This is a genomic window from Actinomycetospora lutea, from assembly GCF_028737205.1.
In the GTDB taxonomy this organism is placed as follows: domain Bacteria; phylum Actinomycetota; class Actinomycetes; order Mycobacteriales; family Pseudonocardiaceae; genus Actinomycetospora; species Actinomycetospora lutea.
The window spans coordinates 34467-51616 of sequence record NZ_JAQZAL010000005.1; the positions used below are offsets into that span (position 1 = coordinate 34467).

Annotated in this window: 18 protein-coding genes; 11 read left to right on the forward strand and 7 right to left on the reverse strand. The window is 73.7% G+C overall.

Annotated elements, in window-relative coordinates; translation table 11 throughout:
- Positions 1-65 precede the first annotated feature (65 nt).
- From PHK61_RS07495 to PHK61_RS07530, 8 genes are all read left to right on the forward strand, one after another.
- On the forward strand, positions 66-1334 hold the full coding sequence (locus tag PHK61_RS07495; protein ID WP_274280350.1) for an FAD-dependent monooxygenase: 1269 nt from the start codon (positions 66-68) through the stop codon (positions 1332-1334).
- 47 nt (positions 1335-1381) lie between these two features.
- Complete coding sequence (locus PHK61_RS07500) at positions 1382-2794, forward strand: MFS transporter (RefSeq protein ID WP_274280351.1); 1413 nt, start codon at positions 1382-1384, stop codon at positions 2792-2794.
- Between the two features lie 98 nt (positions 2795-2892).
- The gene (locus tag PHK61_RS07505) at positions 2893-3768 is read left to right on the forward strand and encodes an FAD binding domain-containing protein (RefSeq protein WP_274280352.1); all 876 of its coding nucleotides are present in this window, start codon (positions 2893-2895) and stop codon (positions 3766-3768) included.
- Entirely contained in the window at positions 3765-6173 is a 2409-nt protein-coding gene (locus PHK61_RS07510) for a xanthine dehydrogenase family protein molybdopterin-binding subunit (protein ID WP_274280353.1), read from the forward strand. The genes PHK61_RS07505 and PHK61_RS07510 overlap by 4 nt, the downstream gene beginning before the upstream one ends.
- Positions 6170-6658, forward strand: a complete 489-nt coding sequence (locus PHK61_RS07515) for a (2Fe-2S)-binding protein (RefSeq protein WP_274280354.1) — start codon at positions 6170-6172, stop codon at positions 6656-6658. The genes PHK61_RS07510 and PHK61_RS07515 overlap by 4 nt, the downstream gene beginning before the upstream one ends.
- Positions 6655-7332: an SRPBCC family protein gene (locus PHK61_RS07520; RefSeq protein WP_274280355.1), complete on the forward strand. Its 678-nt coding sequence runs from the start codon at positions 6655-6657 to the stop codon at positions 7330-7332. Before PHK61_RS07515 ends, PHK61_RS07520 begins: the two co-directional genes overlap by 4 nt.
- Positions 7322-7993, forward strand: coding sequence for an isochorismatase family protein (locus PHK61_RS07525; protein ID WP_274280356.1), 672 nt, complete (start codon positions 7322-7324; stop codon positions 7991-7993). The genes PHK61_RS07520 and PHK61_RS07525 overlap by 11 nt, the downstream gene beginning before the upstream one ends.
- Complete coding sequence (locus PHK61_RS07530) at positions 7990-8853, forward strand: alpha/beta fold hydrolase (protein ID WP_274280357.1); 864 nt, start codon at positions 7990-7992, stop codon at positions 8851-8853. Before PHK61_RS07525 ends, PHK61_RS07530 begins: the two co-directional genes overlap by 4 nt.
- Before the next feature lie 64 nt (positions 8854-8917).
- Here the strand turns inward: PHK61_RS07530 and PHK61_RS07535 are convergent, their stop codons facing one another.
- Both PHK61_RS07535 and PHK61_RS07540 read right to left on the reverse strand, forming a co-directional pair.
- Positions 8918-9700 carry a maleate cis-trans isomerase family protein gene (locus PHK61_RS07535; RefSeq protein WP_274280358.1) on the reverse strand — a complete coding sequence of 261 codons (783 nt, stop codon included), beginning with the start codon at positions 9698-9700 and terminating at the stop codon, positions 8918-8920.
- The gene (locus tag PHK61_RS07540; RefSeq protein ID WP_274280359.1) at positions 9697-10743 is read right to left on the reverse strand and encodes a 2,5-dihydroxypyridine 5,6-dioxygenase NicX family protein; all 1047 of its coding nucleotides are present in this window, start codon (positions 10741-10743) and stop codon (positions 9697-9699) included. The genes PHK61_RS07535 and PHK61_RS07540 overlap by 4 nt, the downstream gene beginning before the upstream one ends.
- Positions 10744-10876: 133 nt before the next feature.
- Here PHK61_RS07540 and PHK61_RS07545 point away from each other — a divergent pair, with 133 nt between their 5' ends.
- Positions 10877-11992 (forward strand): NYN domain-containing protein, encoded by a 1116-nt coding sequence (locus PHK61_RS07545; RefSeq protein ID WP_274280360.1) that lies wholly within the window; start codon positions 10877-10879, stop codon positions 11990-11992.
- A gap of 4 nt (positions 11993-11996) precedes the next feature.
- On the opposite strand, the gene PHK61_RS07550 is transcribed toward PHK61_RS07545, so the two are convergent.
- Together PHK61_RS07550 and PHK61_RS07555 are read right to left on the reverse strand one after the other, a co-directional pair.
- The gene (locus PHK61_RS07550; RefSeq protein ID WP_274280361.1) at positions 11997-12716 is read right to left on the reverse strand and encodes a mycothiol-dependent nitroreductase Rv2466c family protein; all 720 of its coding nucleotides are present in this window, start codon (positions 12714-12716) and stop codon (positions 11997-11999) included.
- Between the two features lie 10 nt (positions 12717-12726).
- Positions 12727-13359, reverse strand: a complete 633-nt coding sequence (locus PHK61_RS07555; RefSeq protein WP_274280362.1) for a maleylpyruvate isomerase family mycothiol-dependent enzyme — start codon at positions 13357-13359, stop codon at positions 12727-12729.
- Positions 13360-13435: 76 nt separating this feature from the next.
- Here PHK61_RS07555 and PHK61_RS07560 point away from each other — a divergent pair, with 76 nt between their 5' ends.
- Complete coding sequence (locus tag PHK61_RS07560) at positions 13436-13855, forward strand: SRPBCC family protein (RefSeq protein ID WP_274280363.1); 420 nt, start codon at positions 13436-13438, stop codon at positions 13853-13855.
- A 1-nt stretch (position 13856) separates the two neighbouring features.
- On the opposite strand, the gene PHK61_RS07565 is transcribed toward PHK61_RS07560, so the two are convergent.
- From PHK61_RS07565 to PHK61_RS07575, 3 genes are all read right to left on the reverse strand, one after another.
- Positions 13857-14642: an SDR family oxidoreductase gene (locus PHK61_RS07565; protein WP_274280364.1), complete on the reverse strand. Its 786-nt coding sequence runs from the start codon at positions 14640-14642 to the stop codon at positions 13857-13859.
- 12 nt (positions 14643-14654) lie between these two features.
- Positions 14655-15797, reverse strand: a complete 1143-nt coding sequence (locus PHK61_RS07570; RefSeq protein ID WP_274280525.1) for an acetyl-CoA C-acyltransferase — start codon at positions 15795-15797, stop codon at positions 14655-14657.
- A 93-nt stretch (positions 15798-15890) separates the two neighbouring features.
- Entirely contained in the window at positions 15891-16736 is an 846-nt protein-coding gene (locus tag PHK61_RS07575; RefSeq protein ID WP_274280365.1) for an oxygenase MpaB family protein, read from the reverse strand.
- 107 nt (positions 16737-16843) lie between these two features.
- Between PHK61_RS07575 and PHK61_RS07580 the strand changes: the two genes are divergently transcribed.
- Complete coding sequence (locus PHK61_RS07580; protein WP_274280366.1) at positions 16844-17098, forward strand: hypothetical protein; 255 nt, start codon at positions 16844-16846, stop codon at positions 17096-17098.
- Positions 17099-17150: the final 52 nt, after the last annotated feature.

Sequence of the window (17150 nt, forward strand, 5' to 3'; positions counted from 1 at the left end):
CTCGGATAGTACGTGCTCGGATTTAACGCAGCCGAACGCGAGCACCACACCGGGAGGGCGGCCAGATGGCGAGCCAGTCGTTCGAGGTCACCATCGTCGGAGGAGGGCTGGGCGGCCTGTGCGCCGCGCTGTCGCTGCGCCAGCGCGGCACGCGCGTCACCGTGGTCGAGGCCGCGCCCGAGCTCGGCGAGATCGGCGCCGGGATCCAGACCGCGCCGAACGCCAGCCGCATCCTCATCGGGCTCGGGCTGCGGGCGCAGCTCGAGGCGATCCGCACGCAGCCGGAGGACCAGGTCCGCCGCCGCTGGGCCGACGGCAGCATCATCGCCCAGCTCCCCCTCGGGCAGCGGGTGATCGACCAGTACGGCGCCCCGTACTGGCACTACCACCGCGCCGACCTGCACCGCGTCCTGCTCGACGCCTGCGCCGACCCCGAGGGCCCCGGCCCGGTCGTCGCGCTGCACACCGGCGCCAAGGTCACCGAGCTCGACCGCACCGACCCGACGCGTCCCGTCGCGGTCGCCGAGGACGGCCGCCGCTTCGCCGGCGACGTCCTGGTCGGCGCCGACGGCATCCGCTCGGCGGTCCGCGACCTCGCGGGCTTCGACGACTCGCTCGTCTTCTCCGGCGAGATGGCCTACCGCGCGCTCATCCCCGGCGAGCTGATCGCCGCGGACCCGGCCACCCGCTTCCTCGTGGACCGCTACCACTCGACCATCTGGTACGGCCCCGACAAGCACCTCGTGCACTACGTCATCCGCGGCGGCCAGTACCTCAACGTCGTCGCCATCGTACCGTGCACCGACACCATCGCCGCCGACTGGAGCGGCCCGGCCACCCCGGAGCAGCTCGCCGCGGACTTCGGCGACTGGGACGACCGGGTGCCGGCCATGCTCTCGAAGGCCAAGCCCGAGGACGTCTCGCTGTGGGCGATGTACCGGCGCCGGCGCGACCCGGTGTGGGTCGACGGCCGCGTGGCGCTGCTCGGCGACGCCTGCCACGCGATGCTCCCCTACCAGGCCCAGGGCGCCTCGCAGTCGATGGAGGACGCCGCCGTCCTCGCCGAGGAGCTCGGCCGGGTGACCCGCGACGACATCGACGGCGCCCTGGTGCGCTACGTCGACCGCCGCGCCAAGCACGCCGGCATGGTGCAGGACGCCTCGCTGCAGAACATGGCGTTCTACCACCTGCCCGACGGCCCCGAGCAGCGCGAGCGCGACGAGAAGCTGCGCCGGTTCGACGGCGAGTCCGACGTCTCGTACGACTGGCTGTGGAACGGCAGCCCGTTGCAGGACCACGACACCGAGTCCATCCACTACCAGTTCGCCCGCTGACGCGCGGACCGACACCACCCCCCACCACCCGCGACGGGAGCGAACAGATGCGCACCGGAGACCAGATCGTCCAGGATCTTCCCTGGCGCTGGGGCGTCCAAGGAAAGATCTTCCTCATCGGCGGCCTCGGCTACATGTTCGACGCCTGGGACGTCGCCCTCAACGGGTTCCTCACCCCGCTGATCGGCACCGAGTTCGGGCTCTCGCCCGCCCAGCGGGGGCTCGTCGCCACCGCGAACCTCATCGGCATGGCCGTCGGCGCCGTCGCCTGGGGCACGGTCGCCGACCGCATCGGCCGCAAGAAGGCCTTCAGCATCACCCTGCTGATCTTCGCGATCTTCTCGGTGCTCGGCGCGCTGTCGCCGAACATCGAGGTCTTCCTGCTGCTGCGCTTCCTCGCCGGCGTCGGCCTCGGCGGCTGCATCCCCGTCGACTACGCGATCGTCAGCGAGTTCTCGCCCAAGAAGCAGCGCGGCCGGGTGCTGGCCGCGATGGACGGCTGGTGGCCCATCGGCGCGACGCTCGCCGGGGTCTCGGCGACGCTGCTCGTGCCGGTCGACGGCAACTGGCGCTGGATGCTCGTGCTGATGATCCTGCCGGCGCTGCTGCTGTTCTGGGTCCGTCGCGGCGTGCCCGAGTCGCCGCTCTACCTCTCCCGCATGGGCCGGGAGCCCGAGGCCCGCGCGGTCATCGACGACATGGTGGCGCGCACCGGCGCCGCCCACGAGCCGTACGTCATCCCGGCCGCCGTCGAGGAGGACAAGCGCGGTGGGGCGTGGGCCGCGGCCGCCGACCAGCTGCGCCGCGTCTGGGCGTTCAACCCGACCATCACCGCCGTCGCGTGGTCGTTGTTCATCGCCGTCATGCTCGTCTACTACGCCGCCCTGAGCTGGATGCCCTCGATCCTCAAGGCCGAGGGCTTCGGCGAGATCGCCGCGTTCGCCTCGACCACGCTGATGAACGCGCTCGGCATCGTCGGTGTCGCCCTGTCCGTGCTGGTGGTCGACCGCTACGGCCGCAAGCGCGTCATCGCGATCGCGGGCCCGGTCGCCGCGGCGACGCTGGTCGCCTTCTCGCTGCTGCTCGGCACGCCGACGGCCGCGGTCATCGCGATCGGGGCGTTCGGGCTGTTCGCGCTGATCGTCATCCCGGTCATGTACGCCTACGTCTCGGAGCTCTACCCGACCGAGCTGCGCGCCTCGGGCTTCGGCTGGGCGTCGTCCTCGAGCCGTGCGATCACCGGCTTCGCCCCGCTGCTGTTCGGCAGCGTGCTCTGGCCGGTGCTGGGCCTGCCGCTGACGTTCACCCTGCTCGGGGTGCTGGTCGTCGGCGCCGTGATCTTCATGTGGGTCGGCGCGCCGGAGACCGCGGGCCGCGAGCTCGACCGGATCACCACCGACGTGCCCGCCGACGAGCCCGACGAGCCCGCCACGACGGACCCCGAGCGCACCCGCGCCTGACGCCGCGCTCCCCGTTCCGGGCGAAGGGCACCTTCGGTCAGCTAGACGGGCCGGGGGTGCCCTTCGCCAGAACGCTCCACGGAAAGGAGGCCCGCGACGTGAAGCCCGCCGCGTTCACCTACCACCGCGCGCACGACGTGGCCGACGCCGTCGCGCTGCTCACCGACCTGGCCGCGGCGGGCGAGGACCCCAAGGTCATCGCGGGCGGGCAGAGCCTCATGCCGATGATGAACTTCCGGCTCGCCCGCCCCTCGGCACTCGTCGACCTGGGGCCGCTGCGCCGGTTGCCGGCGATGACCGCGATCCGCTCCGACGGTGATCACCTCACCCTCGGCGCGCTGGTCACCCACCACGCCGTGGAGAAGGCCACGCTGCCGGAGGGCTTCGCCGTGCTCTCCCGCGCCATGCGCTGGGTCGGGCACCTGCCGATCCGCAGCCGCGGCACGGTGGCCGGCAGCCTCGTGCACGGGGACGCGACCGCCGAGTGGTGCCTGCTCGCGCTGCTGCTCGACGCGGTCGTCGTCGCCGAGGGCCCGTCCGGGCGCCGCGAGATCCCCGCCGACGAGCTCTTCCACGGCTTCTACGCCACCGCCGTCGACCTCGACGAGGTCGTCGTCGAGGTCCGCTTCACCCGGCCCGCCCCGCACGCCGCGCTCTGCGAGTTCGCGCGCCGCCACGGCGACTTCGCCGTCGTCGACGCCGCCGTGGCGCTCGACCTCGAGGGGACCGCCGCGACCGGCGGGCGGATCGTGCTCGGCGGCGTCGCCCCCGCGCCGGTCCGCGTGCCCGAGGCCGAGGCGGTGCTCGCCGCGGGCGGTGCCGCCGGCGACGCCCTCTGGGGCGCGGTCGCCGACGCGGCCGCCGCCGCCGTCGATCCCCCCGACGACGCCACCACCACGGCCGCCTACCGCCGCCGGCTGACCCGCACGCTGGTCGCGGACGCCTGCCGCGAGGCCTCCGGAGGGCTGCGATGACCGCGACCGAGCTCCCCGGCGACGGCCACGCCACCGAGCCGCGCGCCGAGGGCCCTCGATTCGACGGGCACCGGGGCCGCTGGGTCGGCGCCTCGATCCCCCGCCACGAGGACCCGCGCCTGCTCACCGGCCGCGGGCGCTTCGTCGACGACATCACCCTGAGCGGGATGCTGCACGCGGGCTTCGTGCGCGCGACGGTCGCGCACGCGCAGATCACCGGTATCGACCTGACCGCCACGCGCGCGGTCGAGGGCGTCGTCGCCGCCTACGACGCGAGCGACCTGGCGCTCGGCGACATCGTCGCGCTGCTCGACCGTCCCGCCGAGGAGTTCACGCCCACGGCGATGCCGATCCTCGCCAAGGACAAGATCCGGTTCGTGGGCGAGCCGCTCGCGATCGTCGTCGCGCGCGACCCCTACGCCGTCGAGGACGGCATCGAGGCCGCGGTCGTGGAGCACACCGCGCTCGACGCGATCGTCGACGAGGAGACCGCGCTGCGCGCGAGCACGACGGTCCACGACGAGGCCCCGGACAACGTGCTGCTCGACGTGTCGATGTTCGACACGCCGGGCGTCGACGAGGCGTTCGCGGACGCGGACGTCACGGTCGAGGTGACCACCCGCAGCGGGCGCCAGAACGCGCTCCCGCTCGAGACGCGCGGCGTCGTCGTGTCGTGGGACGCCCGCGACGACCAACTGCTCGTGCAGACCTGCACGCAGGTCCCGCACCAGGTGCGCACGCTCGTGGCCCGCTGCCTCGACGTCCCCGAGCGCACGGTGCGCGTCACCGTGCCCGACATGGGCGGCGGCTTCGGGCAGAAGTGCGTGGTCGGGCGCGAGGAGGTCGCCGTGGCCGCCGTCGCGCAGCGGCTGCACCGTCCCGTGAAGTGGATCGAGGACCGGCGCGAGGCGCTGACCGCGGGCTTCCTGGCCCGCGAGCAGACCTACCGCACGCGCGCGGCGTTCGACGCCGACGGGCACATCACCGCGCTCGACGTCGACGTCGTCTGCGACATGGGCGCCTACTCCTGCTACCCCTTCACCGCGGGCATCGAGCCGCTCATGGCGTCCGCGGAGATGCCCAGCGTCTACCGCGTGCCCGCCTACCGTGTGCGCGGCCGGGCGCTGACCAGCAACAAGGCCCCGACCGCCCCGTACCGCGGGGTCAGCCGCCCGCAGTACGTCGTGGCGATCGAGCGGGTGATGGAGCGCGCCGCCCGCGAGCTGGGGCTGGACCCGGTGGAGGTCCGCCGCCGCAACGTCATCACCGAGTTCCCCTACACCGGCGTCAACGCCGTCACCTACGACCCCGGCACCTACCGCGAGTCGCTCGACCTCGCCGAGGCGACGATCCGCGACGAGGGCTGGTACGAGCTGCGCGAGAGCACCGACCGGCACATCGGGATCGGCTTCTGCTGCTTCTCCGAGCGCACCGGCTACGGCTCCGAGGCGTTCGCCAAGCGCAAGATGACCGTGGTGCCGGGCTTCGACCTCTCCGAGATCCGGATGGACACCACCGGGGCCGTCGTCGTCACCAGCGGGACGATGAACCACGGCCAGTCGCACGAGACGACGTTCGCGCAGATCGTGGCCGACCGCCTCGGCATCGACACGGCGCGCGTCAAGCTGCGCCAGGGCGACACCGAGCGCATCGCCTACGGCTGGGGCACGTTCGCGTCCCGGTCGGTGACGATCGGCGGCTCGGCCGTCGCGCTCGCCTCGCAGCGGCTCGGCGAGCTGCTGTGCCGGATCGCCGCGCACCTGCTCGAGACGCGCCCGGACAACGTCGCGCTCGACGGCGACGGCGGCGTGGTCCAGCTCGACGACCCGGACCGGCGCCTGACGTACGAGGACATCGCCGACGTCGCCTACCTGCGCAGCCACCTGCTCCCCAAGGACGTCGAGCCGGCGCTGACCGCCACCGCGAGCTTCGACGTGCCCGGCGACGGGACCTTCTCGAACGCCACGCACGCCGTGGTCGTCGAGGCCGACCCGGGCACCGGGGCGATCCGCATCCTGCGCTATGCGTGCGTCGAGGACTGCGGGGTCGTGATCCACCCGAAGGTCGTCGAGGGGCAGTGCCGCGGCGGGATCGCGCAGGGCATCGCGGGCGCGCTGTTCGAGGAGATCACCTACGACGCCCACGGCGAGCCGTCGGCGGCGTCGTTCATCGACTACCTCGTGCCGACCGCGACCGAGATCCCCGACGTGTCGATCGCCCACCTCGAGACGCCGTGCGCGTTCACCGAGAACGGGGCGAAGGGCGCCGGCGAGGGCGGGACGATCGGCGCGCCCGCCGCGGTGCTCAACGCCGTCAACGACGCCCTGCGCCACACCGGCGTCGAGCTCGACGCCACGCCGATCCATCCCCGGGTCGTACTGGACGCACTGGAGGGCGGGCTGTGAACGATCCGCATCTGCTGTCGCTGACCGTCAACGGGACCGAGCAGGAGGTGGTGGTCGAGCCCCGCCGCACGCTCGCCGACGTCCTGCGCCACGACCTGCGCCTCACCGGCACGCACGTCGGCTGCGAGCATGGGGTGTGCGGCGCGTGCACCGTGCTCCTCGACGACGCCCCGGTGCGCGCGTGCCTCGTGTTCGCCGTGCAGGCCGAGGGCGCCGAGGTGCGCACGGTGGAGTCGCTGGATGCCGAGGGCCGGCTGTCGGACCTCCAGCAGGCGTTCTCCGACCACCACGGCCTGCAGTGCGGCTTCTGCACGCCCGGCTTCCTCATGCTCGCCGAGGGCGTGCTGGACGAGCAGCCGGACGCCTCGCGCGAGGAGATCCGCGAGGCGCTCTCGGCGAACCTCTGCCGCTGCACCGGCTACCAGACCATCGTCGACGCGGTGCACGCGACGGCGTGCTCGCGACGTCAGGAGATTCCGTCGTGATCCTCGACAACCACCTCGCGGTCCCGGCCGCGCCGGACGCGGTGTTCGCGCTGCTCAACGACGTCGAGCGCGTCGCCGGGTGCCTGCCCGGCGCGACGCTCGAGGGCCGTGACGGCGAGGCGTACCGCGGGCGCGTGAAGGTCAAGGTCGGCCCGATCAGCGCCGCCTACGCGGGCACCCTGCGCTTCACCGAGGTCGTGCCCGACCAGCGCACGCTGCGCCTGTCCGCGCGCGCCTCGGACGCCCACGGCGCCGGGGACGCCGAGGCCGACGTCGTGCTCTCGGTGATCGAGGCGGACGGCGGCTCGACCCTCGACCTGCACACCGACCTGCTCATCCGCGGCAAGATCGCGCAGTTCGGCAAGGGCGCGATCACGACGGTGTCGAGCCGCCTGCTCGACCAGTTCGCCCGCAACCTGGCCGGCGAGCTCGCGGGCAGTACCAGCGATGCGGCATCGCTGGCGTCTGACGCCAGGATCGCCACATCCTCGCCGCGCGACACGCCGAGCGAGGACCAGGCGCTCGACGGGCTCGCGATGCTGCTGCCGCCCCACGCCGGGCGCTGGGCCGCGCTCGCCGGCGCCGCGCTGGTCGGCGTCGTCCAGGGCTACCTGTGGGGCCGCCTGCGCGGCCAGAAGATGCTGATCGAGGAGCTGCGACACCGTGACCGCTGACGAGACCCTGCACGGCGCCGAGACCGACGCCGTCTACGACCGCGCCGGCTTCGGCGCCACCGTCCCGCGGGGCCCGCGTCCCGCGCTGGTGGTCGTGGACCTCACGCGCGGGTTCACCGAGCCCGGCTTCCCGCTGGGCGCCGACCTGACCGCGGAGGTCGCCGCGGCGGCCCGGCTCGTCGAGGTCGCCCACGACCGCGACGTCCCCGTCATCGCGACCGCCGTCTCGTTCACCGCCGCGGAGGCCGACGGCGACGCCGTCGCGTGGCTGCGCAAGGCCCCGGGCGTGCGCGCACTGCGCGAGGGCAGCGAGGCCGTCGCCCTCGACGCGCGCCTCGGCCTGTCCCCCGACGACCACCTCATCCTCAAGAAGGGCGCCTCGGCGTTCCACGGGTCGTCGCTCGCCGCGCTGCTCACCGGCCTGCACGTCGACACGGTGGTGATCTGCGGCGCCACGACCTCGGGCTGCGTGCGCGCGACCGCCGTCGACGCGGTCCAGTCCGGCTTCGACACGCTCGTCGTCGCCGAGGCCTGCGGCGACCGCGCACGCGGCCCGCACGACGCCGCGCTCTACGACCTGCAGGCCAAGTACTCCGACGTCGTCACCCTCGACGACGCCGTGTCCTACCTCGACGACCCCTTCCGGAAGGCCGATCGGTGACCGAACCCGCAGCTGCGCGCGTCCTGACCCAGCCCGCGCTGGCCGACCTCGCCGAGACCGCGGCGGTGAGCCGCTGGGTGCGCTCGCGGCAGCCGTCGGGGGGCGACGTCCGCCTGCACGTCCTCGACCACGGCCCCGTCGACGGCGTCCCGCTGCTGATCATCCCGGGGATCACGAGCCCGGCGATCAGCATGGACTTCGTCGCCCGCGAGCTCACCGACCTCGTGCGCCCCCTGGTCCTCGACGTGCGCGGCCGCGGGTTCTCCGACAACGGGGACGCCTACGACCTCGACACCTACGCCGCCGACGTCGCCGCGGTGATCGAGCAGCTCGGCCTCGAGCGCCCGCTCGTGCTCGGGCACTCGATGGGCGCGCGGATCACCGCCGTCGCCGTCACCCGCCTCGACCTGCGCGGCACCGTGCTCGTCGATCCCCCGATGAGCGGCCCCGGACGCGGGCCCTACCCGACGACGCTCGACGCGTTCCTCGGCCAGCTCGACCAGGCCCGACGCGGTACCGACGCCGACGAGGTCGCGCAGTCGTGGCCCCGTTGGCCCCGCCGCGAGCAGGAGCTGCGCGCCCACTGGATGGGCTCGATCTCGCGCGACGCGATCGTCGCGACCCACGCGGGCTTCGAGTCCGAGGACTTCTTCGCCACCTGGCCTTCGGTCCCCGCGCCGACCGTGCTGGTCCACGGCGGCGACAGCCCCGTCGTCACCGCCGCCGGCGCGGAGGAGGCGGCGAAGGCGAACCCCGGGGCCACGATCGTCGAGGTCCCGCGCGCCGGGCACATGGTCTTCTGGGACGAGCCCGCGGCCGCCCTCGCCACGACCCGCGAGGCCCTGCGCGCCCTGATCTGAGCGAAGGGCCCCTTCGCTCGATCTACTCGCGAAAGGGGCCCTTCGGTCACACAGACGGGACGACTCAGGCCGCGCGGGTGACGGCGCCGGGGTCGGCGCGGGTGCCGTCGAGCAGCGCGCCGGCGTCCGGCACGCGGGTCTCGAGGCCCAGCGAGGACAGGATGCGGAACGTCGTCGCCGTCGCCGCCGAGAGCACCGGGATCCCGACCTCGTCCTGCACCGCCTCGATCGAGGGCAGCGAGGGCATCTGCACGCACGCCGAGAGCACCAGCGCGTCGGCGCCGCTGATGTCGAGCTTCCGGTGGTGCTCCCGCAGGTCGGCGGGGTCGAGCCGCGCGACCGCGAGGTTGTCGGGCACCTCGAGCGACAGGGAGTCGACGACCTCCACCCCGGCATCGGTGAGGTAGTCGACGACGGCCTGGGTCAGCGGCTTCATGTACGGCGTCACGATCGCCACCCGCTCCGCCCCGAGGGCCGCGATGCCCGACAGCAGGGCGCCCGCGCTCGAGACGACGGGGGCGGAGGCACCCTCCGCCCGCAGGGCCGCGGTGATGTCGTCCTCGGCGGTGCAGTGGAACCCGGGGCCCTGGGCCATGATCGCCACCAGGCAGGCGGTGGCGACGACGTCGGGGCGGGCGTCGGCGAGCTCGGTGGCCGCGCGGGCCGCCTGCTCGTTCATGGCCGCGAGCTGCTCGGGAGTCACGTGCTGCATGCGGGCGCGGGCGGCGTGGAAGACGAACCGGTCCTCGGGGAGCACCTGTTCGCGCGCGGCGAGCATCCGCGGCAGCTCGGTCTCCATCGTGAGGTTGGAGCTCGGGACGATCATCCCGATGTGGTGGTCCCTCATCGCTTCACGGTAGGACGCATCTCGGGGATCGTCAGCTCGCCGGCGTCCACCACGAGCTCGTCGTCGAGGTAGAGCGAGTTGCCGCGCATCGGGATGTCGAAGTGGCACGGCGTGTCGTTCGGGCCGCCCAGCTCGTTGTTCGGGCCGATCGAGAACATCACGTTGCCGTAGAAGCTGCGCAGCTCCATGCCCATGCCGCCCGGGAACTGGGTCAGGCCGTGCCAGTGCGCGCGCTCGTCGAGACCCCAGCCGACGTGGGACATGCCGTAGCCGCGCGGGTCGTCGAAGCTCTTGATGTAGGACGCGAGCAGCTCCGCGTCGAGGCTCGACTGCCCGGATGCGCCGCGGATGTCGCGGATGAAGCCCTGCTCGATCGTCAGGGTGACCGGGGTCTGCACGTAGGTGTTGAACGGCAGCAGCACGTCGCCCGGCGAGAGCACGATCTGCCCGTCGACGCCGTCGTCGGCGCCGCCGGTGAACACGAACGCGGCGGGCCAGTGGTCCCAGCGGCCGGGGGTGTCGGTGTAGCCGTACTCGCTCATCGTGGGGTAGACGCCGAGCCGGTAGGTGACGTCGGTGCCCGCGGGGCTGGTGATGCGCATGGTCTGGGCCTTGGCCAGCAGGTCGGCGCCGTACTCGACGCGCTCGCGCAGCTCCGTGGTCGGCATCAGCCGGGCCAGCAGCTCCGGCGGCTCGACCGCGGTGAGGATGCGGGTGCCGGCGTCCTGGATCGCGAACTGCTCCGGGGAGAAGAGCAGGAAGGTGCAGTCGACGAGCATGTCGACCGACTTGAGCGCCTCCACGGCCAGCGGGATGTCCCCGAGACCGGAGTCGCCCACCGCCCACGCGCCCGACGCGCTCGCCGGCGGCGGGAGGCGCAGGTGGAAGGTCGCCGCGCCGAGCTGCTGGGCGGCCCAGAGGAACGCGTCGGCGTACTCCCCGCGGTCCGCGCCCCGGGTCAGCACGGCGACGGTCTCGCCCTCGTGCACCCCGGAGAGCTTCAGCTGCTGCAAGCAGATGTCGTTGAACAGGTTCTGGTCCATCGGTCGACCACCTCCGACCTAAATCCGAGCACGTACTATCCGAGCACGCAAGGTCTGCAACGGAATCGTCATCCCTGGTGGGCCGGTCGGCGCAGCGCGCGGCGCCGTGTCGGGGAGGGCCTACGCTGCCCCGGTGGCTCCGGAGGACGAACGCATCGCCCTGTTCCTCGACTACGAGAACCTCGCGATCGGGGCACGCGACGGCCTCGGTGTGAGCCCGTTCGACTTCGGGCCGGTCGCCGACGCGCTGGCCGAGCGGGGCCGGGTGGTGACGCGGCGGGCGTACGGCGACTGGTCGGCGTTCGACGAGGACCGCCGCCTGCTCGCCCGCGCCCAGGTCGAGCTCATCGAGATCCCGCAGCGGATCGGCGGGTCCCGCAAGAACGCCGCCGACATCAAGATGGCCGTCGACGCGATCGAGCTCGCCTACGAGCGCGGGTTCGTTACGACGTTCGCGATCGGCACCGGCGACTCCGACTTCACCCCGCTGATGCACAAGCTGCGCGAGATGGACAAGCGCGTCATCGGCATCGGCGTGCAGTCCTCGACCTCGAAGCTGCTGCCCGCCGCGTGCGACGAGTTCCTGTTCTACGACCGCCTCCCCGGCGTCGAGGGGCGACCCGTTCCCGCCCGACCGTCGCGGCGGCGGCCGACGTCCCCGGCGGCCGCCCCGGAGCCGGTCGCGCCCGCCGAGCCCGCTGCGCCGGTCGCCCCCGTGGAGCCGGACCCGGCACCCGACGACACCGACACGGCCGGCGGTCCCGACCCCGACCTCGCCACGGTCGTCACCAGCACGCTCGCCGGACTCGCCCGGGCCACCGACGGTCCCGTCCGCGCGTCGACCCTCAAGCGCGCGATCCTGCGCAAGGACCCGACCTTCGACGAGGGCGACCAGGGGTTCCGCGGCTTCGGCGAGCTCCTGCGCCACCTCGAGAGCCGCGGGGTGCTGGCCCTGGCGCCGGGCACCGCGGCCGGCGACCCGGAGGTGGCGTTCCCGGAGGACACCTCGGCCGAGGACGAGGCGTTCGCCCTGTTCGCCACCACCGTCCGCGACCTGGAGGAGGCCGCCGGCGGCCCGCCGCAGCTCTCCGGGCTCAAGGACCAGATGCGCAAGCGCGATCCCGGCTTCTCGGAGAAGCGCTACGGCTTCAACGGCTTCCTGTCCTTCGCCCGCGCCGCCCGGGCCCGCGACCTGGTGACCATGGAGTGGGACGAGGGCCGCGGCGACTACCAGCTGTCGGTGTTCTGAGCCGTCACCGGTGCTGGCGCCGGCTCCCGCCGTGCCAGTCCTCGGTGATGCCGACCTGGTCGGTCGAGACGCCGAACGACGGCAGCTGCGGCTGCTCGCGCAGGCTGCGCTTGAGCTCGGCGAAGCCCGGGAACCGCGCCAGCCCGACGGCGTGGTCCCACAGCTCGCCGGCCTGCTCCTCGGTGGGCATCCGGCTGATCACCGGGCCGAAGAACGCGAGCCCGTCGGGCGGGTCGACCTGGATGATGGGCGTGCCGACGTCGCGCCCCGTCAGGGCCAGGGCCTCGTCGGTCTCGGCCTGGACCACCTCGTCCCAGGCAGTGTCCGTCGCCGCCTCGACGAGCGTGGTCGGCAGGTCCGCCGAGGTCAGCACGCTCGCCAGGAACGCCTCCGAGCCCTGGGTCTCGCGCGCCGCGGCGGTGTCGGGCACCCACTCCTGCTCGAACACGTGGTTCCCGAACGCCTCCTGCAGGCGGTCGAGCGCCTCGGTCCCGTGCTCCTTGCGCGTGCGCGCCGCGACCCGCAGCCCCCGCAGGCCTGCCGTGTGGCCCGCCTCGTACTCGGGCGGGAACTGCGCGGCGTAGTCGACGCCGGCGTTGACGAGCCGCAGCGAGATGAACCGCCACTCGATCGCGAGGTCCCGTTGCCGGGCGACCACCCGCAACCACTTGCTCGTCATCCAGCAGAACGGGCAGATCGGGTCGAACCAGAAGCGGACGTCCACGGGGACGAGCCTAGGCTCGCCTGATCACGCGGGACGTGAGGGTGGCGACCCCCGGCCCGCCGAGCTCGTCGAGGGCGTCGGAGCGTCCGGCCGCGGCCATGAGCACGGCCTCGCCGGGCCCGGTCACCTCGGGTCCCCGCCCCCAGGTCCAGTCCACGTCGGTGGCCACGAGGCGCAGGCCGCGGATGCGGGGCGCCGCGTGGATCGGCGGGGCGACCACCGCGAAGGCCAGGACCGCCCGCAGCCGCTCGGGCGGGATCGTGCGCGGCAGGCCCAGCGGGCGGCGGATGTCCTGGTGGTGGATCGTGCCGTCGGTCAGCGCGATCCGGTACCCGAACCGGGCGGTGAGGCCCTCCGGCGTCCGGTAGCGGCGCACGAGGTCGACCAGCCCCCACGGGTCGAGGTCGTGCAGGGCGTCGACCGCCTTCTGGTTGGCCCGGTCCGGCGACATGCCCGACATCACCAGCGTGCGCACGAACCCGCTCATGCCCTGCACGTCGTAGCTGATGATGTGCGCGACGAGGTCGCGGACGTTCCACCCGGTGCACAGCGTCGGGGCGTCCCACTGCTCCGGGGTGAGGGTGGCGAGGAAGTCGGCGAGCTCGGCGCGCTCCTCGCGGGCCAGCGCCAAGGTGTCGGTCATGGCGCGGCATCGTCGCCCCACATCGGCCGCTGCGGAACCACCGACACGGTGTCCCGGGCCCGCTAGCGTCGTCACCGTGCGCCACGACAGCACCGCCGACATCCCCGCGCCCGCCGACGAGGTCTGGGCGGTGCTGATCGACGTCGAACGCTGGCCCGAATGGACGCCCACGATGCGCCGGGTGAAGATCCTCGACGGCGCGGAGCTCGTCCCGGGCGCGCGCGTCCGGATCGCCCAGCCCCGCCTGCCCGTGCTCGTGTGGACCGTCGACGAGGTGCGCCCGGGCGAGGCGTTCTCGTGGGTCAGCGGCCCGTCGGCCGGGCGAACGCGGGCCACCCACGAGCTCACGGTGCTGCCCGACGGCGCCACGCGGATCGCGCTCGGGCTCGACCAGCGCGGCCTCTCGGCGGTGTTCGGCGCGCTGACCACCGGGCTGACCAGGAGCTACCTGCGCACCGAGGCGGACTCGCTGCGCCGGCGCTGGTCGGCCCCGTGACTCAGCCCAGGGAGTCCTGCAACCGGCGCATCCCGGCGAGCCAGCGCTCGTAGTCGTCGCCCTTGCGACGGAAGAACGTCAGCACCTCGGGGTGCGGCAGGATGAGGAACTCCTCGTGCCGCACGCCCTCGAGGACCGCGCCCGCCACCGCCCCGGGGGTGAGCACCTCGCCCGCCGCCCGCACGGCACCGGTGGCACGTGAGCCCATGCCGCCCGGGTCGACCTCGAGCATGGGGGTCGCGACGCCCATCGGGCACACCGCGCTGGCCCGGATCCCGCGGGCCCCGTAGGTCACCGAGAGCCACTCGGCGAACGCCACCGCCGCGTGCTTGCTGACCGCGTACGGCGCCGACCCGATCTGGGTCAGCAGCCCCGCTGCCGAGGCCGTCGCCACGAAGTAGCCCGCGCCGCGCTCCAGCCAGCCGGGCAGCAGGAGGCGGGCGGCGGTGATGTGGGCGCGGAGGTTGACGTCGAGGACGGTGTCCCACACGTCGTCGGGGGTCTCGACGGGGTCGGTCCCCGCCGCGACGCCGGCGTTGGCGAAGAACAGGTCGACGGGGCCCAGGGCGCCCTCGACCTCGGCGAGCAGCGCGGCGGTGGCGTCGGCGTCGGTGACGTCGAGGGGGCGGACGAGGTCCGCGTCCGTCCCGTCGCGAATGCCGTCGAGCGCCCCGTCCCGGTCGGTGGCCGCGACCCGGGCGCCTGCCTCCCGCAGCGCGGCCACCAGCGCCCGCCCGATGCCGCCGCCGGCCCCGGTGACGACGGCGACGCGATCAGTCAGCTCCATGGGGCGACGGTGTCAGACCCGCTCGATGATCGTCGCGTTGGACTGGCCGCCGCCCTCGCACATCGTCTGCAGGCCGCGGGTGCCGCCGGTGCGCACCAGCTCGTGGATCAGCTTGGTCGCGAGGATCGCGCCGGTGGCGCCCAGCGGGTGGCCCATGGCGATGGCCCCGCCGTTGACGTTGGTGCGCTCCAGCGCCGCGCCCGTCTCGAGCGCCCAGGCGAGCACGACGGGGGCGAAGGCCTCGTTGCACTCGAAGAGGTCGATGTCGTCGATGGTGTGCCCCGCGCGGCGCAGGACGTCGCGCGTGGCGGGGATCGGGCCGGTGAGCATGAGCACCGGGTCCTCCCCCACCACCGACAGCGTCGTGACCTTCGCGATCGGCGTCAGCCCGTGGGTGCGCAGCGCGTCCTCGGAGACGACGAGCAGCGCCGCCGCGCCGACCGAGACCTGGCTCGAGACCGCGGCGGTGATCTCGTAGCCCTCACGCAGCGGGGGCAGCGTCGACATCCTCTCGACGTTCGCGTCGGGCCGGATGCCCTCGTCGCGGTCGAGGCCGTTCAGCGGGGCGAGCTGACTCGTGAAGCGGCCCTCGTCGGTCGCCCGCGCCGCGCGACGGTGACTCTCGACCGCGAACTCCTCGAGCTGCGGGCGGCGCAGGTCCCACTTCTCGGCGATGAGCTGCGCGCCGCGGAACTGGCTGATCTCCTGCTCGCCGTAGCGCTCGATCCAGCCCGGGCCCTCGCGGCGGGTGCCCATGCGCTCGAGCACGGCGGCGTTGGCGTCGATGGGGACCATCGCCATGTTCTCGACGCCGGCGGCGATGACCATGTCCTGGGTGCCCGAGAGCACGGCCTGCGCGGCGAAGTGCAGGGCCTGCTGCGACGACCCGCAGGCCCGGTTGATCGTCGTGCCGGGGACGTGCTCGGGGTAGCCGGCCGAGAGCCACGCCGTGCGTCCGATGACTCCCGCCTGCGGGCCCAGCTGGCTCACGCAGCCCATGAGGACGTCCTCGACGGCGCCCGGGTCGATGCCGGTGCGCTCGACGAGAGCGGTGAGCGCGTGCGCCCCGAGGTCGGCGGGGTGCACGTCGGCCAGCACCCCCTTGCGGGTGCCGACGGGCGTGCGGACGGCGTCGACGATGTAGGCCTCGGTCACGGCCACGCGTGCCTCCTCGCTCCGGTGATCGCGGGGATCCGCTGACGGTGCATGTCAGCATGGCCGCCCGGGCCGACACCAGAGGCGACCACGTCACCCCGCGGCGCGGGCCTCGCGGACGAGGCGGCGGGCGCGGGCGATCTCGGGCGGCGCGGGGATGTCGGGCAGCACCGTGGTCGCGGTGTAGAGCGCCTTGAGGGCGACGGTGACGCCGAGGTCGGTGGTCGGCAGGCCCGGCAGCCCGTACATCCGCCGCGCCCAGCGGGGCAGGGTGGAGAACGAGATCGCGGCGACCGACGACAGGGTCAGCGCGATCCCGGTCGGCGCGCTCGGCTGCGGGGTGAGCAGGCCCCCGACGCCGCGGCGGGCCTCGTCGGTGAGCCGCAGGCGGGGGCGCACGCGGTCGAAGTAGGTGGCGAGCTCGGCGCGGGACGCCGGCACGATTGCGGGATCGAGGCCCACCACCTCGGCCGCGCGCACGCTCTCGGCCACGTAGGCGTCGGCCTCGGCGTCGTCGACGACGCCGGCGCGGCGGGCCACGTCGACGTAGGAGTCGATCTCGGCGTTGTGCACCCAGAGCAGGTTCTCCGGGTCGTCGAGGGCGATCGCCGTGCCGTCGGCGTCGGTGCCGCGCAGCCCCGCGTGCAGCCGCCGCACCCGGCTCGCGGCCGTCGCGACGTCCGCGCGCGTGCCGAAGGTGCGGGTGCCGACGAAGCCGACCGTGCGCTGGAACCGGGGCCAGGCCTTCTTCGGGTCGAACAGCGCCGAGTTCTGGTAGGTCGCGCGCATCACCTGCGGGTGCAGCGACTGCAGCAGCAGCGCCCGCATGCCCGCGACCCACAGCACGGGTTCCAGCTGGACCCGCCACGTCACCGACGTCGGCCCGAACAGCCCGTCGTCGGCGCCCTGCTCCACCACGTCCCCGCGCTCCTCCGCCACGGACAGGGGGTCACCGATCTCCGCCCGCCCAACCCGACGAGCTGACACCACCACGCCCGTCCACTATCGTAGGCATTCATCGACGATAGCGGTCGTTCGGAGGCGCGGTGGACGACTGGGAGGCCTACCGTCTCGCCACGGCCTACGTGCTGGCCACCGCCCGGCAGGACCGCACGGCGATGGACGACACCTTCGCCCGGGCGCTGCAGGACCCGCACGTCCTCGTCGGGTTCGTCGGCGGGCTGAGCCGGCTCGCCCATCTGCTCGTCGTGGAACGCACCGGCTCGGAGGAGGCGGCCCGCTGCTGGTTGGAGGACCGGGTGCGCTGGCTCGCCACCCTCGATCCGCCCGTCGAGGGATGAGCCGACCGCCGCGCGTGTGACCGCGACCACCCAGGCGGACGTACGATGAGGC